16 protein-coding genes and 2 pseudogenes are annotated in these 17448 nt (G+C 63.8%); 8 read left to right on the top strand and 10 right to left on the bottom strand.

What is annotated here, in order from left to right:
- Nucleotides 1-146 precede the first annotated feature (146 nt).
- The gene (locus tag ACFWAY_RS49325) at nt 147-1361 is read right to left on the bottom strand and encodes a cytochrome P450 (RefSeq protein ID WP_378515916.1); all 1215 of its coding nucleotides are present in this window, start codon (nt 1359-1361) and stop codon (nt 147-149) included.
- A 197-nt stretch (nt 1362-1558) separates the two neighbouring features.
- Between ACFWAY_RS49325 and ACFWAY_RS49320 the strand changes: the two genes are divergently transcribed.
- Nucleotides 1559-3196: an AMP-binding protein gene (locus ACFWAY_RS49320; RefSeq protein ID WP_378515915.1), complete on the top strand. Its 1638-nt coding sequence runs from the start codon at nt 1559-1561 to the stop codon at nt 3194-3196.
- A 581-nt stretch (nt 3197-3777) separates the two neighbouring features.
- Here the strand turns inward: ACFWAY_RS49320 and ACFWAY_RS49315 are convergent.
- Nucleotides 3778-4605, bottom strand: coding sequence for an NAD(P)-dependent oxidoreductase (locus ACFWAY_RS49315; protein WP_378515914.1), 828 nt, complete (start codon nt 4603-4605; stop codon nt 3778-3780).
- A gap of 91 nt (nt 4606-4696) precedes the next feature.
- The gene (locus tag ACFWAY_RS49310) at nt 4697-6169 is read right to left on the bottom strand and encodes an aldehyde dehydrogenase family protein (RefSeq protein ID WP_378515913.1); all 1473 of its coding nucleotides are present in this window, start codon (nt 6167-6169) and stop codon (nt 4697-4699) included.
- A gap of 255 nt (nt 6170-6424) precedes the next feature.
- Here ACFWAY_RS49310 and ACFWAY_RS49305 point away from each other — a divergent pair, with 255 nt between their 5' ends.
- Nucleotides 6425-7192, top strand: coding sequence for a FadR/GntR family transcriptional regulator (locus tag ACFWAY_RS49305; protein WP_378515912.1), 768 nt, complete (start codon nt 6425-6427; stop codon nt 7190-7192).
- 428 nt (nt 7193-7620) lie between these two features.
- Here ACFWAY_RS49305 and ACFWAY_RS49300 read toward each other — a convergent pair whose 3' ends face one another.
- The 4 genes and pseudogenes from ACFWAY_RS49300 to ACFWAY_RS49285 form a co-directional block, all read right to left on the bottom strand.
- Nucleotides 7621-8322, bottom strand: a complete 702-nt coding sequence (locus tag ACFWAY_RS49300; protein WP_378515911.1) for a response regulator transcription factor — start codon at nt 8320-8322, stop codon at nt 7621-7623.
- A gap of 280 nt (nt 8323-8602) precedes the next feature.
- Nucleotides 8603-9004: a hypothetical protein gene (locus tag ACFWAY_RS49295; protein ID WP_378515910.1), complete on the bottom strand. Its 402-nt coding sequence runs from the start codon at nt 9002-9004 to the stop codon at nt 8603-8605.
- 11 nt (nt 9005-9015) lie between these two features.
- Nucleotides 9016-9387, bottom strand: a complete 372-nt coding sequence (locus ACFWAY_RS49290; protein ID WP_378515917.1) for a hypothetical protein — start codon at nt 9385-9387, stop codon at nt 9016-9018.
- 226 nt (nt 9388-9613) lie between these two features.
- A pseudogene (locus tag ACFWAY_RS49285) lies at nt 9614-9796 on the bottom strand (transposase); the annotation flags it as partial.
- Between the two features lie 68 nt (nt 9797-9864).
- Between ACFWAY_RS49285 and ACFWAY_RS49280 the strand changes: the two are divergent.
- Nucleotides 9865-10107 (top strand): hypothetical protein, encoded by a 243-nt coding sequence (locus ACFWAY_RS49280; RefSeq protein ID WP_378515909.1) that lies wholly within the window; start codon nt 9865-9867, stop codon nt 10105-10107.
- 911 nt (nt 10108-11018) lie between these two features.
- Entirely contained in the window at nt 11019-11390 is a 372-nt protein-coding gene (locus ACFWAY_RS49275) for a DUF732 domain-containing protein (RefSeq protein ID WP_378515908.1), read from the top strand.
- Between the two features lie 225 nt (nt 11391-11615).
- On the opposite strand, the gene ACFWAY_RS49270 is transcribed toward ACFWAY_RS49275, so the two are convergent.
- A complete protein-coding gene (locus ACFWAY_RS49270; protein ID WP_378515907.1) occupies nt 11616-12743 on the bottom strand; it encodes a BTAD domain-containing putative transcriptional regulator in 1128 nt (375 codons plus the stop codon).
- A gap of 176 nt (nt 12744-12919) precedes the next feature.
- On the opposite strand from ACFWAY_RS49270, the gene ACFWAY_RS49265 reads away from it, so the two are divergent.
- A complete protein-coding gene (locus tag ACFWAY_RS49265; RefSeq protein ID WP_378515906.1) occupies nt 12920-14893 on the top strand; it encodes a serine/threonine-protein kinase PknD in 1974 nt (657 codons plus the stop codon).
- Nucleotides 14894-14922: 29 nt separating this feature from the next.
- On the opposite strand, the pseudogene ACFWAY_RS49260 reads toward ACFWAY_RS49265, so the two are convergent.
- Nucleotides 14923-15194: pseudogene (locus tag ACFWAY_RS49260) on the bottom strand (transposase); the annotation flags it as partial.
- Between the two features lie 406 nt (nt 15195-15600).
- Between ACFWAY_RS49260 and ACFWAY_RS49255 the strand changes: the two are divergent.
- Both ACFWAY_RS49255 and ACFWAY_RS49250 read left to right on the top strand, forming a co-directional pair.
- Nucleotides 15601-15828 carry an Arc family DNA-binding protein gene (locus ACFWAY_RS49255; RefSeq protein WP_378515905.1) on the top strand — a complete coding sequence of 76 codons (228 nt, stop codon included), beginning with the start codon at nt 15601-15603 and terminating at the stop codon, nt 15826-15828.
- Nucleotides 15825-16244, top strand: coding sequence for a PIN domain-containing protein (locus ACFWAY_RS49250; protein WP_378515904.1), 420 nt, complete (start codon nt 15825-15827; stop codon nt 16242-16244). The genes ACFWAY_RS49255 and ACFWAY_RS49250 overlap by 4 nt, the downstream gene beginning before the upstream one ends.
- Nucleotides 16245-16481: 237 nt before the next feature.
- On the opposite strand, the gene ACFWAY_RS49245 is transcribed toward ACFWAY_RS49250, so the two are convergent.
- Nucleotides 16482-16700 (bottom strand): hypothetical protein, encoded by a 219-nt coding sequence (locus ACFWAY_RS49245; RefSeq protein ID WP_378515903.1) that lies wholly within the window; start codon nt 16698-16700, stop codon nt 16482-16484.
- Nucleotides 16701-16714: 14 nt separating this feature from the next.
- On the opposite strand from ACFWAY_RS49245, the gene ACFWAY_RS49240 reads away from it, so the two are divergent.
- Entirely contained in the window at nt 16715-16858 is a 144-nt protein-coding gene (locus ACFWAY_RS49240) for a hypothetical protein (RefSeq protein WP_378515902.1), read from the top strand.
- Nucleotides 16859-17448 lie beyond the last annotated feature (590 nt).

Raw genomic sequence — 17448 nt, 5'->3', positions numbered from 1 at the left:
CCCCACACGGTCAGGTAGCCAGAACAACCACAACCGAAAACAACGAACCCCCAGCTCAACCGGGGGTTCGCTCGTTCTCATAGCAGTAACTTCGGTTTAGAGCAGCCGGATCCGAGGCGGGAAGACTCAACGTGAACGAGGCATTCCTACTTCTTGAATCGAAGTTGCAACTTGTCGAGTCCCCACACGTTGCCTGCAGTGTGCCACTTGGATTCGTGCCCGGGTGCAAGCTCGAATTCGGGCACCATCTCGACCATCAGTTCCAAGACGATCGTCAGTTCCTGACGGGCCAGGTGAGAACCCAGGCACCGGTGTGGCCCCATTCCGAATGCAGTGGTCCAGCTCCCGCCGCGGTGCAACTCGACCACGTCCGGGTTGTCGTACACCTCCGGATCGCGACTTGCGGCACTGGCGGCCAGCAGTACGGTGTCGCCTGTCTTGAACTCGACACCCCCGAGGGTGTAGTCCTCGGTGAGCGTCCTGGCCGGCGGCACGATGGGATACACGCGGAGCAGTTCTTCGAGCGCTGCCGGGATCGATTCCGGATCTTCTCGCAACTGCTGTTGCAGTTCCGGATGCTGCGCCAGGTGGTGGAACACCACCCCGAGCTGGCTCGTGACAGTGTCCAGGCCCGCGATGAAGAGCAGGAACGCGGTGTCGAGCACTTCGTCCGGCGTCAGCGGCTCACCGTCGACCACCGCATTCGTCAGGGTGCTCAGGAGGTCGTCTTTCGGCTCCTGGCGTCGTTGCGCGATCAGCTCGATGAGGTAGGTGACGACGTTCTGCCCCGCCTCTGCAGACTTCTCGTGAGAGCCGGAGTGAAGCAACTGGTAAGTCCAGTCGGTAAAGACGTCCGCTTGTTCCAACGGCAGACCGAACAGGTCGAGGAAGACGGTGGAGGGAAGGGGCCGAGCGACCGCATCGACGAACTCGACCTCGTCACGGTCTGCGAACTGTGAGATCAGCTCGTGCGTCCGCGCTCGAATCGAGTCGGCCATCGGTCGGATTGCAGATGGACTGAAGAAGGGTGTCAGGAGCCGGCGGTAGCGCTTGTGGTCGTCTCCGTCCAACTCTTGAGGGATCAGCTTCCGCGGCCAAAACTCGTTGAGGGGTGGGATTCCGGTCGGATAGTTGCTGAAGGTGTCGGCCTTCTGAAAAGCCTCTCGGACTTCATGTGCCCCTAGGACGATCCAATGTCCGCCCAGCTTCGGCGACCACAGAATGTTTCCCTTCTCACGCAGCCGATCGAAAGCCGCATAGGGATCGGCGAGCAGATCAGGATCATTGACAATATCGGTGTCGCAAACCAACTCTGCGGGAACGTGCGCAGGGATGGGGACATCGGTGACAGGTGAACTCATTCACGTCTCCAGGGCTAGTGTGACCGTACTCATATTAAGCGTAGTGATGATTGAGGAATACGACAAGCGCGATGCGACAACTTAGCCATTCACCGGCGCCTGGCCGAGCCAGAGTGTGGTCCAGCTCTCGCAAAACGCCGCATTCTCCTATACCTTAGTTAGATATGAGTCGGACATGTCCCAAAGGAGATTGACCAGTGGTCGTGTGGCACCGCAACAAACCTGACACCGTCAATGCTGTTCTCGATCGCGCTGTTGCAGCGCACGGAGATGACGTCTTCCTCGACTTCTCGGGTGAGACCTTTACGTACTCGGACATCGCTCGGCGCGTAGCTCAGACAGCGAACCTGTTGACCTCTCTCGGCGTCAAGCATGGCGAGACCGTTGTCACCGTGCTCGACAACAATGTCGATGCGGTCGCAACCTTCTTCGGTATCAATAGAATTGGTGCTATCTGCGTCCCCGTGAATACGGCGTACCGCGGCGAGTTCTTGCGTCATCAGGTCGCTGACGCTTCGGCGACGGTGGTGATCGCCGAACCGGACTACGCCGACCGTGTCATGGAAGTCGCTGGCGGCCTGCCTGCGTTGTCCAATGTCCTATACCGTGGCGCTCGAATCCCCGCAGTAACCCATCCCGTGGACGTAGCAGTGTCCCCGCCCACGTGGATGTCCTTTGACGAGGCTGTGGCACAGCAGTCTGCTGTCATGCCCGCTCCGGATGTACGACCGAGTGATCTGTCGACCTTGATCTACACCGCGGGCACTACCGGCCCGTCCAAGGGCTGCATGATCACGCACGCTTACACGCTCAACATGGCACGTCAGTACCTCGAAGTGACGACGCGGCGGGCGGATGAAGTGGCGTGGACTCCGCTTCCGCTGTTTCATTTCAACGCTTGGACGTGCACGGTCGTCACAACCGCGATGCTGGGTTCGAGCGCGAGCATTGCTCACCGATTTTCGGTGTCCGGCTTCTGGCCTGATATCGAGCGCACAGGAACTCGTGTTGCGACCCTTCTCGGGCCGATGGTGTCGCTGCTCGCGCAGGCGAGCGATTCTCCTGAGATGGCGCGATGCCGTGGGCAGTTGCGAGTGGTGCAGAGCAGCCCGTTCCCCCGTGACTATACGACCATCTGGCACGAACGGTTCGGGGTCGAATTAGCCGGCAGCAACGCATACGGCCTGACCGAATGCTGCCTCACAACCCATCTTCCATTGGATCAACCCGCCCCCGCAGGGTCGTCCGGCAGGGAGAACGACGACTACGACGTCCGGATCTTTGACGATGAGGACAACGAAGTCGCGGTGGGACAGCCCGGGGAAATCGTGGTACGGCCGAAGCGGCCTCACGTGATGTTTGAAGGCTATTGGAATCGGCCGGAGGCGACAGCGTCGCTCACTCGAAATCTGTGGTTCCACACCGGCGACATCGGCCGGTTCGACGAGGATGGATTCTTCTATTTCGTCGATCGAAAGAAGGACTACCTTCGCCGACGCGGCGAGAACATCTCGTCGTTCGAGATGGAGACCGCCTTTCTCTCGCATCCTGATATCTCCGAGGTCGCGGTCCATGCCGTGCACTCAGAGGTGACCGAGGACGACGTCAAGGTAACTGCGATTCTGTCGCCGGGCTCAACGTTGACGGAAGAAGAACTGTGCAAGTGGTCGATCGAGATGCTTCCCTACTTCGCGGTACCTCGGTACATCGAGTTCAGGACCGAGCTCCCCAAGAACCCGGTCGGCCGGGTGTTGAAGTACGTTCTGCGTGATGAGGGCAAGACGGAGCTGACCTGGGATCGTGAGTCGGCAGGTATCACCATCAGCAAGCGCTAGAAGTTAGAGCCTAGAGGCGGGTAGGGGTTCAGCTTCGGAAGCTAAACCCCTACCAGCGTTTCGACTGTATGCCTCTCCTAATGTAGGAGCCGAGCCGAGCAGATCAGGGCGAGAGGCAGGGAGAGCCGCGCTGATCAGGGCGCACGCCTTTCGTATAGCGGCCCTAAGTTCTGTCGCACGCGGCGCGATTCTTCACGTTCGCCGTCGAAATCTGCACCGACAGGCGCCGCATCCGAACGCGACGAAGACGATACGACGTGCGCAAGTTGCGTGAACCACCACAGCGTGACCGTTCGATCGCGGGGATTCAGATCGCGGAGACGAGCCGATACGTACTTCGCCGTCGGTCGGGGTCCGGATCTACAATCCGGACCCCCGTGCAGTGGACCGAACGAGAGCGCCAGTTGGCCATCGCGCCGATACTCCAAAGGCACCGATCGTCGACGCACTCAAATGCGCTTCCCGGATTCACTGCCGACTTAACCACCTGCCCCACTGGCATGTTCGATTGAACGCCTCAGGGACGTGCTACCCGTTGTCGACATTGCTGTACGCCGATACATTGAGATTCGTCGCTTCGGCTAGGGCTCAGGGCGCAAGCTCAGGGGACCTCCGTGGCTGGTTGATCCAATCGCACCGAGCTCCACCGACAGCTCCCTAGCCAGCGATTCACAGATCGCCAGATCTTTCCGAAGGTAGCTTCCGATCTGAGCGACGAAGTCATCGACCCCGCGGGTTTCCGATAGGTACTTCATTGCCGTACTGCCTCCACTACTGACAGCGAGCGCCTCGAACAGCACCGATCGCTCGATGCCGAGTTCGTCCGAGATTCGCACCGCGTCAGTTGCCAGATGTGAGTGGGCAGCGAAGAGAGCATTGTTCACCAGCTTGACCTTCAGGGCGGCACCCGGCTCGCCGGCCTTGATAACGTGACGACAGTAAGACCTCAGTGGTTGCTCGATTCGCTCGATTGCCGAAGCGTCACCGCTCAGGAATACGGTCAGCTCACCTCCGCGGACCACGTCCGCACTTCCGCTGAACGGCGCCTCGACGACGAAGACGTCCCGGGCAGAGGCCGCGGCCGCGATCCGGCCGAGCGTGGCGGGACTCCCCGTCGTGTGTGAAGCCACAACCGTCCCTGGCTTCACGGAATCGACTAGGCCGCTGTCACCCAACGTAAGTTCCGAAAGTTGGGTGTCGTCGTACAGACAGACGATGATCCGGTCACATGACTCGGCAAGCTGAGTAATTGAGTTCGTACTACGAATACCGTTTAGCTGCAGTTCCTGTCGTACCTCGCTGCGCCGGGCGTACGCGAGGACGGGCCATTCCTGGCCGGCCAATCTCTCGACCATCGGCCGGCCGATCTTGCCTACTCCAATGAATCCCACGAGATTGTCGCTGTCCACCGATCATCTTTCTATGCGTACCCAGGAGACCTCGAATCGCAGAAGGGTGAGCCGAGCCAGTCACCCGAAGCCGGTCTTGGTGCCACGGTCACTAACGAACCATCCAGTGGATCGTCTTGGACTCCAGGAACTCGGCCAGGCCATGTGAGCCCCACTCGCGTCCCAGTCCGCTGGACTTGTAGCCCCCGAAAGGCCCCTGCGGGGACAGGTACGGACCTCCGCCGTTGAGGTCGACATAGCCGGTCCGGAGCCGCCGGGCGATCGACAGCGCATTGTTCGTGTTGGCCGACCAAACCGATCCGCCAAGGCCGTAATTGCTGTCGTTGGCGATGCTGATCGCCTCGTCCTCGGTGTCAAAGGGGATGACAACGCCAACCGGACCGAAGATTTCCTCACGCGCAATCGTCATACTGTTGTTCACGTTGACGAACAGAGTCGGTTCAACGAAGAACCCGGTGTCCAGTCCGTCGGGCCGACCACCACCGAAGGCGACCTTGCCGCCTTCCTCCTGGCCCTGCTGAATTAGCTTTTCGACTCGGGTTCGTTGCGCATCGCTGATCAGCGGCCCCATCATCACATCGGGATCAGCGTGGTCACCCACCTTCACGGATCCGAGAATGTCCACTACCTTCGCGATCAGCTCATCATGGATGGAGCGATGCACGATTGTACGAGTCAGGAGCGAACACCCCTGTCCTGCATGCGCGGTCATATTACGCACAACCTGTGGCGCTACCGCCTCAAGATCGGCGTCAGGCATGATCAGGTTTGCTGATTTGCCGCCAAGTTCGAGGACTACCTTTTTGAGGCTGTCTGCCGCCTGCGTGTAAACCTTTCGGCCAACCACGTCTGATCCGGTGAAGCTGACCATGTCGACCATGGGGTGTCGGGTGAGGAATTCGCTTGCGTCGATATCGCCCGTAACAACGTTCAGCACGCCAGGCGGGAGACCGACCGCGTCAGCGATCTCGCCGAGCACAAACGCCTCCAATGGCGTGTACGGGGAGGGCTTCAGAACGGTGGTGCAACCCGCGGCGAGGGCAGGGCCGATCTTGCACACGTTGAGGAAGAGGGGGAAATTGAATGGCGTGATCAACGCCGCTACTCCGATCGCCTCTTTCGTGATGATCCCCTGACCGACTCCCATACCGGGCTTGTCGTAGGGGAGCATCGGCTCGTCGAAGTCGAACCGCGGAAGTACCCGTTCAGCCATGTCCCGAAAATGCTCAAGTGGGGTCCCGACCTGCAAGAAGTCGGCGAGCATTCTGGTGCTTCCGGTTTCGGCCATACAGATGGAGACCAGTTCCTCATACCGACGTTCCATCTCATCCGCGAATCGGATGAGGATCTCGGAACGCTCCGTCGGGCTCATGCGAGGCCATGGGCCTTCGTCGAACGCGCGACGCGCTGCTTCGACCGCCCGGTTTACGTCGCTAAGACTAGCTTGAGGGACCGACCCCACCTGCTGTTCAGTGGACGGATTGTAGGCAGTGACCACTCCACTGCCCGTGCCCTCAACCCAAGCTCCATCGATGTAGAGCTGGTATGTCAAACGACCTGTCATCATCACTCCTCGTCAGTCCCGCGCGATAGAGCTACGATAGCTAGGTTAGATATGATGAGCAATGGTCAACGCCGAAGCGAAACGAGGCGCTATGCTGACTCCATGTCGCAGCGGGTAAGCGGAGGATTCAAGGAGGGGCTCATCCGTCCGCGAAGGCTCCTAGTTGTTCGCTTACTATGATTACTAGGTTACTACTGAACCTAGGATGTGACCCGCTAACCAAGAGCGGCCGACCGAACGAGAGAGAAACCAGAGATGACGGTCCAAGACTACGGAGTCAATAGTCCCGCCAGGAACCGCCGCATCCCCAAGGTTGCCGAGCTGGTTGCTGCCGAACTTCGGCAGAAGATTCTGCGCGGCGAGGTAGCGGAGGGCGAATCTCTCTCCCCGGAAGCCATGCTGGTCGAGGAATATGGCGTCTCGCGTCCGTCCCTACGTGAAGCGCTACGCCTCCTCGAACAGCAGGGACTCATTGCAATTCGTCGCGGATCACACAAAGGCCCCGTCGCTGCTCGACCAGATTCCGATTTGGTCGTTAACGCGTTTACGATGATTCTGCAACTACGGAAGGCAAACCTCGCCGACATCTATCGGTTTCGAATGATCTTCGAGCCGGTCGCCGCTCGGATGGCCGCCGAATCCGCCTCGGATAGCGACCTCGAGAGTTTGAAGTCACTGCTGGCCGCCGAAAAGGACGCAGTCTCCGACGGAGAGAACTTCGGGGAACTTGCATGGCGATTCCATAGCGAACTCGTGCGGATGTCAGGAAATATCACCATGGCCCTGCTTGTGGAGACTCTCGAAAAGATTTCGGGGCGCCACGCTTCAGCGGCCCTCATGAGATGGGACGACAAGGAAGAGCAACGCGGCCGTGCCTATCGAGCACATCGCCGCATGGTCGGCTTCATCGAGAGGCACGAGGGCGATAAGGCCGAGCAGTTCTGGGCGAAACACATGGCGGAGGTCGGAAAACTCCTCCTCGAGAATCCCGATGAGTTGAGCATCATCGAGTTCCTGGACTGAGTCCGAGCATCCGGGTCGACATGAGGACCGACTCCGCCCGGGTTCATAACCGATTTGAGGGGCTCCGGCAGACTGGAGCCCCTCAACTCCGTTTCTTTAGCAGACCTCCAATCCGCCTGAGACACAGACGGAACCGGCGCTGCTGCCGCGCCGCGGCGCGTGGGCTGCGCATCGACGATCACCCGCTACTGGCGGTGGACGCACCGACCGGTCAGCTCGTCGCCGTGCTGGAGGCGCCGGAGGCCGACGGGGCAGTCTTCTGTACCCATGGGGACGGCCTCGACGCGCGGCATGGGTGCCCCCGGCGGCGTCTACCGCGAAGGGCGGCGCCTGGATCGTCGACCGCGGCGACGGTCCGACACTGCGCGACCTCGCGCCCACCCCGTCCAGCTCACGGAGACTCCGCATTCCGGCCCTGTCTTCGCAGGTCACCGTGTTCGTAGGCTGAACCCGAGTCCACGCACGGTGTGGATAAGGTGTGGGGCACCGTGGGAGTCGAGTTTGCGGCGCAACGTATAGATGCAGGTGTTGAGGACATTGTTCTTGGCTTCGGTCGGAAGCCCCCAGACGGTCGGCAGCAGCTGTCCGCGACTGACCACCCGATCGGCGTTCTTCGCGAGAACGACGAGAAGATTGGTTTCCGTTCGTGTCAGGGGAATTCGAACGTCTTGCATCTGCACGGTTGTGCACACAATGCTCAGCGAGATTGCCCCAAACGTGGTCGGCTGCGTTGGAGCCCTGGACGCTCGGATGCGTCGGAGAAGTGCGCGCACCCTCGCGACTGCCTCCTCCGCACACACCGGGTCGCCGATCACATCGTCGACGCCGGCCTCGAAATAGGCGCAGGTGTGGTTATCGTCGCGGGGGCTGAACTGTCCCATCACCACGATCCCCGGGACGGATTCGGCCGCTCTCAGTGCCCGGACTATGCGGAGTCCGTCGACAGCGGGTGAGCGGGCGTCGAGGACCACCACATCGGGCGAGTCGGCACTGAGTTGTATCGGCACGGCCTGTCCGGTCTTCACGTTCAGGTCGGCTGCTCGTAGGCGCGCGATGAACGGTGATTCGAAGTCGGGGGCAGCAACGAGCACGGTTGCGGGAACGGCTCGGTGGTCGGTGGGGGAGTTCATGCCAGGGCCGTTCCTCCGTAGCTGTGTGAGTTGACAGTTGCCGGTGTCCCGAGCGTGGGTGTGCTCGATGTCAGGTGTCCGGGGACACAGCCGAACACACCGGTGGGGTTTCGCACTCTGAGCGAGCGCCGGCCTTCCCCGGTGCCGGTCTGCCCACCCATGGGCCGAACGTGTGGGAAGGTTTCGAGGAGTGGGCGTCCACCGTGCATCCCTGACGCCTACCCGGTCGGCCCAGCTGGGGAACGGAGCGGCCGCCCGCAAACAAGGCGGCCCTACTTCACTACGCGTTCGCGAGACGCGACTGCGAACCAGGCGGGAAAAGGGAAGCAGGTGACCATCTCCCGCAACTACGCGTCGGTACCGGGTCTTGTTCGGGCAACCGTACCTTGTATGGGGCGTGAATCTCCTCGTCGAAATCAGCCAAGCGATCGATAACCGAGTCGGAGATGTGATTCGACTTGAGTTCGAGTCCAATACCGCTCAGCGTCCTCTCACCGCCGAACGCGACCGATGCGTTGGTGAAGTCTAAGGTATATCCGGACACCAGTTGGGATGCTGCGGCGCGTCCCTTGAGGATCGTCGAGTACACGAGAGTCTTGTTACACAGCCACGTTTCGCCAGCTAAGCCGAGATAGCGTCGGCGCGCCACTGCATTGATTGAGTCAATGAACTTAGAACGCATTCGGAAACTGGTCACGTCCGCGCGAGGCGTCGGATCATGACACCGATTATGGCGATGTGAATGACGGCCTGGTGGTGGTCGGGTCGATTCTGTAGGCGCGGACGCAACGGCGGTGCCTGTTGATCCAGGCAAACGTGCGCTCGACTACCCAGACCCGGGGACTCACTGGAATCCGGTGCTGCCGGGGCGGCGTTTGATGATCTTAACCCGAAGGGTAAGAACGATTTTAGCCCAACCGGGCAGTCGCCCAGGGTGGCCGCCGTCGACCCAGGCGAGTCGGATGTGGAGATGCCGCCCCGCAGTGCGGCGAGCAGCCGGTGGGCGGCGTCGCGGTCCTGGATCGACGCGGCGGTCACCACCACACCGAGCAGCAGCTCGGTCACGTCCACGGCGACGTGGCGCTTGACCCGTTCGTTCGTTTTCCGCCGACCCATCCGCGACGGGATCGGGCACCGTGTCGGCGCCGGGCACGGTCTGCGAGTCGATGATCGTCGCGGTCGGGCAGCGGTCCCGACCGCTTCGCACACGCAGCCGATCGCGCAGCGCGTCGTGGATGCGTCGACACACCCCGGCGTGGACCCAGCGGGCAAAGATCCCATACACCGTCGATGCCAGCGGGAACTCCACCGGCAGCTGCCGCCACGCGATCCCAGCACGAACCACGGAGAGAATCGCATCCAGAATCAGCCGTCGACCATACTTTTCAGGCCTGCCACCACGACCGGTGCCGTTGGAGTTTGGCCTTCGAGTCCGCCAAGCCGCTCGACGCTGCGATCTCCATCGAGCGTCCATTGCGGAGCGGTTGGGCAGTATCCGGCGGGCGATCCCGAGCGCGGAGTCGGTCAGTAGTAGGTCCAGCGGTGCGGCGTTCCTCGGCGGCGGCCTCGGTGTCGACGACGGTCGAGTCGGTCATGGTCGGTCCGGCGCAGGCCCGCGTGTTCCTGGGCCGGCTGCGAGAGGAGATCGAAACCCTCTCGCGGAACATCGAGAACGCGCGGGCGCTCGTCGAGCAGGCCCAGAAGGCCGGCAGGTTCGGTCTCGGAGACCGGTTGTTGAGCGTCTCTGCGGATGACGACCACGGGGCGACCAACCGTCATCCGTGATGCAGATGGGTTCCGGGCAGAGGGCCGATCGTCTGCATCGTCACCGTGCCGAGGAACGAGAACAGCCGTGAGAGCACTGCCGGATCGGGCGGACACGACCGCGCGGTGACGGCTCCGACGTCGTCGGCATCGGGCGTGACGGCGTGCCGTGAGAAGCGCTGCTACCAACACGAATCGGCCCCTGGTGCGATTGGATGTAGTCGTCGACACTGGTCCCACCATGAGCGGAGTCATCGGCTGTGATCGTCATCCGCCGGCCCGAGGAGGCCGACACCCTTCTCGACGCCAGGCACCATGCGATGCCCGCAGTGCCGGGGCGCGGTGGCCAGGTGGGGACACGGGCGTGCCCGCACCGTCCGCTCGGTGGGCGAGACAACCCTGACCGTGTGCCCACAACGGGTGCGCTGCCGCGACTGCGGCGCCACGCACATCCCGTTGCCCACCGCCCTGCAGGAGCTGGGGGCAGTCTCACTGATTCGAGATATCCGGCGTGTCGTCTCATGTAGTTGAGGCGCGGGTGCCGCCTCGGATGCCGGCGACGACCTCTCACGGTTCCAGCGCGACATGAACCGCCACCTCGGCATCGAGTACTACCCCGAAAACAGTCCCTACGACCCCTCTTACGCTGGTATCAGAAGCGCCACGACCCACGCCGCTATTCGATGACTTGCCTCGACATCAGCGAGAAAAGCCGTCCGTCTTCCGTCTCGTACATCTGAGGCACTGCAGCTCAGCGACTTGACCATGCCTTGCGATCAACGAGACAGGACAAAACGTGAGGCGACCGTGGGGGTCGAAGTTTGCCGCGCTCGCTCGCGGAGACCATCGCAAGTTTTCGTTCAGAATCCGACAAGCGACATCCCAGATCCTTTTCGTACCAGCCAATGGCAACTCACCGAAAAGGACCCGCCATGTTCCCCAAGACCGTCAAGTCCGCCGCTCGCGTCGCCGCCGTCACCGCTGTGCTCGGCGTCGCCGTCGCCGCCGTCGGTGGAGTCGGCGTCGCCAACGCCAACGCCAACGCCACCAGCTATCTCGCGCCGGAGGAGGTGTACCTCACCGCCCTCGACGCAGAGGGCATCCCCTACAGCTCGGCCTACTATGCGGTGGCGACCGCCTACGCGGTCTGCGGGGACTTCGAGAGCGGCTACGGCTTCTACGAGATCGGACTGGATTTCCTGAGTGGGTCCTCCTCCTCCTACTCGCCGTACGAGGCGGGCTTCATCATCGCCGACGCCGTGACGGTGTACTGCCCGCAATACACCTACGCGCTCCCGGCCTGATTCACCCGCCGCACGCCCCGCCGAGTTGGTTTGCCGTACCCGAAGACGAACCGGTCGGCGGGGTGTGCCCCTCGGTGCCGTCTCCTCGGTGCCGTCTCCTCGGTGCCGTCCCCCATGGCGGCTTCCGCGACCGGCACCCGGAGCGTCCCCACCAGCGATACCGACGACGCGGGGGCGCCGATCGGGGGCTATGACCTGCACGCGTCGGGGTAGGAGGGCGCTGCGCTATTCGACCACGATCTCGAATTCGAACTCGTGGTCGCCGATCCGAATGAGGTCACCATCGACGAGCCAGACACTGTCGACGACGCGGTTGCCGCCCACATACACACAGTTCGAGGAACGCAGGTCCCGCAACACGAAGTTCATCCCGGTGTCCACGATGATCGCGTGGTGGCGACTGACCTTGCTCTGGGCGAGCATGATGTCGGGCATCCGGCCGATCCCGAGCCCCGCCGATCCGATTCGAAAGGCACGGCCCTGACGATCACGCAGTTGCGCGGCCAGGGCGCGTTCGAGCGTCTCGAGGACGGTGACCGTGTGGGCGGCGGTCGCCCGCGCAGTCTCGACCACCGTCAACGGTTCCTGCCGCAGGATGCGGCCCTCAAGTTCGAGCAGGTGACGGCCCGGGTCGATGCCGAGTTCCTCGGCCAGGTTCGAGCGCAGCCGGCGACACGCGCCGAGGGCGTCGGACTGTCGGCCACACACGTACAGTGCGGTGATCAGCTGACCCCACAACGGCTCACGATGCGGGTAGACGGACGCAAGGGACACCAACTCGGGAATCACCGCCTCGGCTCGCCCACACGCGATCTCGGCTTCCGCGCGGGCGGCAAGGGCCGACACCTTCTCCTCCTCGATTGCGGCGGCAAACGTCTCGGCGAACTCCAGATCCCGGAGATCGTCGAGCGCCGGACCCTTCCACTCGGCGAGCGCGGCGGCCAGGTGCCCGCTCGCGTCCTCGAATCGCCGCGCGGCGGCGGCCTGGATCCCGGCCCGCTTCCCGGCGAGGAATCGTCCCAGATCACAACCCTGGTCCGGCACGATGAGCCGGTACCCCGGCGGCGCGCTGACCAGCACCGCCCGGGCATCGATCCCGGCATGGCGCAGAATTCGACGCAGATTCGAGATGAACACCTGCAGGCTCGCCCGGGCCTCGGGCGGCGGCCGATGATTCCACACCCCGTTGGCGAGGGCATCGGCGGACACCGGGCGGTTGCGGTTGATGATCAGGGCGGCGAGGACGGCACGCTGCTTGGGGCCACCCAGCGGTGGGGCGATCCCGTCGATCGTCATCTGCACTGGGCCGAGCACGTCGAAGTGCAGTCCCGTCCCGGGCTGTGTGCCGTCCACTACACCGATGACCCTACCCCGGTGGCCGCCGCCGGCGCAGACCTCCGCGGCGCCGACCGAGGCCTGTCCGCCCTGACCCGCGGACCATGGTGACCGATGCCCGGACGTGGTGAAGTGGGTGAAGGTGGTCGGTGTTGACTGAGGTCGGCGACGCGTTCGGGTGAGGCGGTGACGGCATGGGTGAGCACGGTCCGTTGCGGCCGGGTGAGGTGTTCGCCGGGTACACCATCGAACGCGTGCTCGGGGTCGGGGGAATGGGCACGGTGTACGCGGCCGCGCATCCGCGGCTGCCGCGGCGGATCGCCCTGAAGGTGCTGCACCCGGCCCTGGCCGAGGACGACTACGCCCGCACCCGTTTCGAGCTCGAGGCCGATCACGCGGCCCGTCTCGAACACCCGAACATCGTCGCCGTCTACGACCGTGGCAGGGAGGGCGACCGGCTGTGGATCGCGATGCAATACGTCGAGGGCACCGACGCCGAAACGGCACGCGAGGGTGCTCCCCTCGATCCGGCCCAGGCCGTGCGCATCATCACCGAGACCGCCAAGGCGCTGGACTACGCGCACGAGGCTGGCGTGCTGCACCGGGACGTCAAACCCGCCAACATCCTCCTCGAACACCCCAGACCCGGGCACCCCGGTGATCCCGGGCGGGTGCTGCTCGCCGACTTCGGGATCGCCAAGGCGCTCGAGCACACCCAGCACCTGACGAAGACCGGGATGTTGGTGGCGAGCCTGCAGTACGCGGCTCCGGAACAGTTCGCGAGCATCCCCCTCGATGCCCGGGCCGACGTGTACTCGCTCGGATGCACCCTGTTCCGCCTGCTCACCGGGGCGCAGCCGTATCCCGGATCGACCCTGGCCCAGCTGATGGCCGGCCACCTGAACTCGCCCATCCCCCGACCCACCGCCCTGCGGGCCGGCCTGCCGACCGGGTTCGACGCGGTCATCGCGCGGGCGATGGCCAAGGACCGGGAGGACCGCTACCCCAGCGGCGAGTCCCTCGCCTCGGCCGCGCAACACGCGCTCGGGCGGGCCGAGGCCGACATCCCGACCGTGGTGCGGGACGTACCGGACAGGGTGCAGCACCTCCCGCCGGGGCCGGTCGGACCCGCACCCCGCCCCCAGCCCGCCGCACCGACCGCGCGACGGCAGGAGCCAGAACCCCCGCGTGCACATCCCGCCGCATCGGCCGAACCCTTCGGACACCTCGCGCCCGACCTCGAGGGGCTCGAACACCCCCGAGCGCGGATTCGCTGGTGGCGCAGGACTTCGACCGTGGCGATCGCCGTGATCCTGTCCCTCCTGGCCGTGGTCGCCGTCGGCGTGGTCGTGTACCGGCAAAGCCGGACCCAGACCCAGACCGAGACCCAGACCCAGACCCAGACCCAGACCCAGTTGCCGTTCACCGGCCTCAACCAACCCGGCGGGGTGGCGGTGGACACCGCGGGAAATGTGTACATCACCGACGCCCAGGGCAACGGCCGGGTGCTGAAGCTTGCGGCCGGGTCGAGCACCCAGACCGAGCTGCCCTTCACCGGCCTCGAGTTCCCCGAGGGGGTGGCGGTGGACACCGCGGGAAACGTGTACACCACCCATGCCCCCGATGGGGTGCTGAAGCTGGCGGCCGGGTCCAACACCCAGACCGCCCTTCCCTTCACCGACCTCAACTCCCCCCGGGGGGTGGCGGTGGACACCTCCGGCGACGTGTACACCACCACCCACACCCCCGATGGGGTGCTGAAGCTGGCGGCCGGGTCCAACACCCAGACCACCCTGCCCTTCACCGGCCTCAACTTCCCCGAGGGGGTGGCGGTGGACACCACGGGAAACGTGTACCTCACCGACTTTCTGAACGGCCGGGTGCTGATGTTGGCGGCCGGGTCGAGCACCCAGACCGAGCTGCCCTTCACCGGCCTCGACCGCCCCGAGGGGGTGGCGGTGGACACCACGGGAAACGTGTACGTCGCCGACAGGTTCAACGATAGGGTTTTGAAGCTGGCGGCCGGGTCGAGCAGCCAGACCGAGCTCCCCTTCACCGGCCTCGAAGATCCCCGGGGGGTGGCGGTGGACACCACGGGAAACGTGTACGTTACCGACTTCACGGCCGCCGACAACAACCACCGGGTGTTGAAGCTTGCGGCCGGGTAGATGGGTGAGCCTGCCGCAACCTGGGTCCTGTCGGCGATGCGGCGCATCGCCAGTCCGGGCAGGTAGCCGACCTCGTGGCCGCCTACGCGGCCACGGCGTGCGGCAGGGCGCCGATCGTATTGGGTCGACGACCACCAGCACCGATCCGTGGCTGGCCAGGCGGTCGAGGACCGCCCGCAGCTTTGCTTCGTCGTTCGGCAACGCCTTGTCGTGGATCTTCTTTCCGGGCGGTCAGTCCGACGGTGTGGTGCTCACCTTCGCCGACGTCGATGCCGCAGTACGCCGCATAGTTCGAGTCCATTCAGGGGTCGTCCCTTGTGTCTCGGTCAGGCCGGTCGCCGATCCTTCCGTCGACGCCCGGCGCCCACGCCTGCAAAGAGACCTACCCTACTTCGGTTGGCCGTGTCCCTATCAGCGGTCCGTCGACGCCACCTCACCCGGCGACACCACCCCCCGGATCATGCGAGAGACAGGGGCAACGAGTCATACCGGGTCTGGCGACCGTAGCTCTTCTGCGAAGGACCGTAAATAACGTAACGGGGCTGGGATCGCTCGTGGCCATCGATCGTTCGACCTCGATATCTACGCCGTGACCAGTGAGATCGCCATGGCAACTTCTCGCGTGCGGCCAAGAGGTGGGACGAACTGCTGAAGGTCTCGCGATCGGACGATGTGATATCGTTGGTGTGATATCGAAGGTGGTCGCTGTGGAGCAGATCCTGATCCGTAACCTTCCCGCGGGTACCAAGGCTGCCCTGCGGGCGCGTGCCGAGCAGCATCACCGGTCGGTCGAGGCGGAGGTACGCGAGATTCTCGGTGAGGCCCTCGAGCGGGATCCGGTCACGCTCGTCGACCTGTTGAGCACCGATGAGGGTGCCGACATCGAGTTCGAGCCCGAACGCCTCGGTCTGACTGCCCGAACTGCTGAGTTGTGAAGTACGTCCTGGACACCAACGTGGTGTCCGCTCTGCGAGTTCGGGGACGTAACCGGTCGGTGGAGACCTGGTCGGCGTCGGTGCCGGTGGCCGACCAGTTCGTGACGGCCATGACCATTGCCGAGATCGAGCGGGGTGTGGTCGCCAAGGAGCGATCCGACCCGGCGCAGGGAGGGGTTCTGCGTCGGTGGTTCGAGGGGCGGGTGCTGCCGGCCTTCGCCGACCGTGTGTTGCCGTTCGATCTGCCGGCCGCACGGGTGCTGGCCACCTACCGGGTGCCCGAGCGTGCGCCGTTCGACGACGCTCTCATCGCCGCCGTCGCGCAGGCCGCCGAGATGACGGTGGCGACACGCCACACCAAGCACTTCGAGCCGCTCGGCGTCCGCTGCTTCAGCCCGTGGGAGCCGACCGTCTGACGGCCCACCGTCCTCGACGAGTGCGGGCCGACTTTCCAGGCCATCCACGGGTCGGGCCGATCACGCAATTGTGAGTTGCGTTCCAGCGTTGCCGTTTTGCGCGATCGACACAGCTCGTAGGTGGAAGAACCCATCTACGGGCCGCTCGAACAGCTGCGCATCACGACGTTCGATCCGAAGCTGAGCATGCAGCCCGGTTCGGGCTCGTGGCGACACTGGATGCGCGAGAGGCTGCGATCAACGGCGAGACGGCGGGCGTCGAGAACCGCTCGTGATGTGATCACGAGCCTGAAGAAGCTCGTCACACGGCACCGGCGCGGCCACCGGCTCATCGGTGAGACCCAGCTGCACGGCCGAACGTTCGACGGACCAGTCCAACAGCGCCGCAACCACCGCCTCGAGCACGTCGGGGGTCACCGGCGGCTGAAAGCCCAGCCTGTCGACGGTCGGCATCACCGGGGGAGGAAATCGTGGTCGCGCGGTTCGCAACCATCGACACCGGAATGACGTGGGCGAAGGCCGCGCAGGACTGCGGATACCCGGCCACGAAGGGCGAATCGGTGCGGCGGAAGGTCAAGAGGATCGCCCAGCGGATCAACCCGCGGGCGAATTGAGTGGCGGTCAGGGGATCGGCTGGACTGACCGAGTGGCAGGCAGCCTCATCCATCGCTGCAGCGGTGTGGGGTGAGGTCACGCCAGGATCATGACCTTCGTCGAGCCGAAGGTGTCGGACACCTTGATCGACGGCGGAATTCGATTTGGTACCCGGCGTAAAGGTGACGGTCTGGGTGCCGACCTTGTACTGATTGTTGCCGCTCGCTGCCGTGGTCAGTCTGTGTGCAACCGTGCCCTGGCCGCGGCATACTCGTCGTATCCAGCCGAGATGGCTCCTGGTGACATCTCTTCGTTCCGTCTGGAAAGAAGAGCTACGCGTCGCTGATTACCACGGACGTGAAATTCCCGGGTGGGTAAGCCGACATACCCGTTGATGCTGTCGATCGCAGCGTCGACGAAGTCGAGCATCGGCGCAACAATCATTGTAGAAAGAAGGTCCCGAGATCCCTCCAAGCCGGCGGTGAACCAGTGCCGCGAGTGGGTACCACCGGACCCTAGCGTGAGTTTCCTAGGTAGCCGAGTTTTCGTGTCGCGTCGTGCGTGTTGAGCTGGGCAAACGCGACCGGAGAGTGTATTACCTATATATGGC

Origin of the sequence: Rhodococcus sp. NPDC059968, assembly GCF_042738615.1 — a bacterium.
Classification (GTDB): Bacteria; Actinomycetota; Actinomycetes; order Mycobacteriales; family Mycobacteriaceae; genus Rhodococcus_F.
Note: the sequence above shows the minus strand (reverse complement) of the source record. Positions and strands in the feature narration are given on the sequence as shown.